The sequence below is a fragment of the Armatimonadota bacterium genome (assembly GCA_035527535.1).
In the GTDB taxonomy this organism is placed as follows: domain Bacteria; phylum Armatimonadota; class Hebobacteria.
In genome coordinates this window covers 1-2,411 of record DATLAK010000157.1, presented here as the reverse complement: position 1 = coordinate 2,411, position 2,411 = coordinate 1, and the positions used below count along the sequence as shown (strand labels likewise).

Sequence of the window (2,411 nt, the reverse complement as noted above, 5' to 3'; positions counted from 1 at the left end):
TGTGCTTCTCACTGGCGATCTTCGTCTTCCAGCGCGACTTGGGCGCGGCGGTGCTGTTCTTCGGGCTGTTCGTGGCGATGGTCTACCTGGCGACTCTGCGCAAGAGCTTCGTGCTGGTGGCGCTGGTGCTCTTCGCGCTGGGCGGGGTGGGCGCCTACTACGGCTTCCACCACGTGGCGACGCGCGTTGACATGTGGATCAACCCCTGGCAGGCGCCCACCGAGGGCGGCTACCAGATACTGCAGGCGCTCTTTGCGCTGGGCGTGGGCGGGGTGCTGGGCACCGGCTTCGCCAGCGGCGGGGGGGCGGCGATGCCGGCGGCCACCACCGACCTGATCTTCGCGGTCGGCGCCGAGCAGCTCGGGCTGGTCGGCGCCTTGGGGCTGCTGCTGCTGCTGGCGCTGGTGGCCTGGCGCGGCTTCGCCATCGCCTGGCAGTCAACCGACCGCTTCGGCGCGCTGCTGGCCACCGGCCTGGCCACTGTCTTTTCTCTGCAGACCCTGGTGATCGTCGGCGGGGTCACCAAGCTGATCCCGCTCACCGGCATCACCCTGCCGTTCGTCAGCTACGGGGGCACATCGGTGGTAGTGAACTTCATCGCACTGTCGCTGTTGCTCGCGGTGTCGCGCGACTGCATACCGCACCGCAGCGACGAGGACTGATTCCGGCTCATGCGAGAGTGGTCGGCGGGCATCAGGCGGATTGCGCTGGTGGCGATGGCGGGCTTCGCCCTCCAGTGTGCGTACCTGTCGTACTGGCAGGTCTTCCGCGCGCCGTCGCTGCGCGCCGATGAGCACAACACCCGCGCTCAGGAGCGGCTCAAGCGCATCGAGCCGGGCAAACTGCTCGACCGTCATGGCGACGTCATGCTTGATGCGAGGCGCACCACGCGCGGCTGGGAACGCGTCTACCCGCAGGGCCGGGATGCCTGCCACGTCACCGGCTACAACTCCCGCAGCGGCGTGCAGTCCGCGCTCCGCGACGCCTTTCTGGGCATCGGCAGCTACGAGAAGCCCTGGCACGAGTTCATCGAGGGGCTGGACCGGGGCAACGACGTGCGGCTGACCATTGACCTGCGGGCTCAGCAGCTCGCGACGCGGCTGCTGCGGGGCCAGCGGGGCGCGGTAGTTGCCCTCGACGCCCGCGACGGCGCGGTCCTGACCATGGTGAGCGCGCCGGGCTACGATCCCGAGACGCTGCTGGACAACGACTGGGAGTACAACCTCTTCCGCGAGGACCCGACCGCCCCCGAGCTCAACCGCGCCCTGCAGGGGCTGTACCCGCCCGGATCGGTGATGAAGATACTCACCGCCGCGGCGGCGCTGGACCTGGGGCGCGTCACTCCCGACACCAAGCTCACCTGCGAGGGCTCGTGCGAGGTGGATGGTGAGGTGATCACCTGCCCGCGCAGGCACGGTAGCATCACCATCACCCAGGCGCTGGAGCTGTCGTGCAATGTAGGCTTCACCAAGATCGGCCAGATGATCGGCGCTGACGACTTCCGCGGCTACGTCAAGCGCTTCCACCTGTTGGATCAGGCCAACCTGCCGCTGCCCTCGGCGGCCGGCCGCATGGGCGAGCTGACCGGACCGAGGGGCAAGGTGATGCTGGCCGAGACCGCCTTCGGCCAGGGGCAGACACTGGTGACGCCGATGGCGATCGCCCGCCTCACCCTGGCCATCGCCAGCGGAGGGCAGGTGCGCCAGCCCTACGTGGTGGCTGCGGTCCTGGACGCCGGCGGCAGCACCGTCAACTCCCGCCAGGCATTGGACCTGGGCCGGGCGGTGAGCGCCCAGACCGCGGCCGAGGTGGCAGGAATGATGGTCGGGGTCGTCGAAGAGGGAACTGCGCAGGACGCGGCGCTGCGGAGTGTCGAGGTGGCCGGCAAGACCGGCTCGGCTGAGAACCCGCATGGAGAGCCGCACGCGTGGTTCACCGCCTTCGCACCCGCCGACAGCCCCCGCGTGGTCGTCACCGTCATCGTCGAGAACGGGGGCGCGGGCTCCGAGGCCGCCGTGCCCATCGCCCGGCGCGTGATGCTGCAGCTACTGAGCGAGGACTAACCCGCCACCGAACCTGGCGCCGGCGCCGGCGTCCAACTCTTGCGTGCGCAAGCCTCACACCTGCATCTGGGGGACCTGTGTCCATGGAAGGGACCTTGATCGCCAACCGGTATCGAGTTGAGGCCCTGATTGGCGAGGGTGGCATGGCCCGCGTCCACCGCGGCACCGACACTACCCTCGAGCGCCCCGTGGCCATAAAGGTGTTGCGCGAGGAGCTGGCCGACCAGGAGGAGGTCGTCTCACGCTTCCGCCGCGAGGCCCATGCCGCCGCGAGGCTCAGCCATCCCTATATCGTCCAGATCTTCGATACCGGCGTGGACCCCCAGACCGGCTGGTACTACATCGTCA

Annotated in this window: 3 protein-coding genes; all 3 read left to right on the top strand. The window is 69.1% G+C overall.

Annotated features, from left to right (window positions below):
- On the top strand, positions 1-662 hold a 662-nt coding region (locus VM221_11150), incomplete at its 5' end, for an FtsW/RodA/SpoVE family cell cycle protein (GenBank protein HUT75372.1).
- A 9-nt stretch (positions 663-671) separates the two neighbouring features.
- A complete protein-coding gene (locus VM221_11145; GenBank protein ID HUT75371.1) occupies positions 672-2,063 on the top strand; it encodes a penicillin-binding transpeptidase domain-containing protein in 1,392 nt (463 codons plus the stop codon).
- Between the two features lie 83 nt (positions 2,064-2,146).
- Positions 2,147-2,411, top strand: a 265-nt coding sequence (locus tag VM221_11140) for a protein kinase (protein ID HUT75370.1), incomplete at its 3' end; no start/stop codon positions are given.

Coding starts and splice junctions, on each gene's coding strand:
- VM221_11145 (HUT75371.1), top strand. CDS start 672: ATGCGAGAGTGGTCGGCGGGCATCAGGCGGATTGCGCTGGTGGCGATG.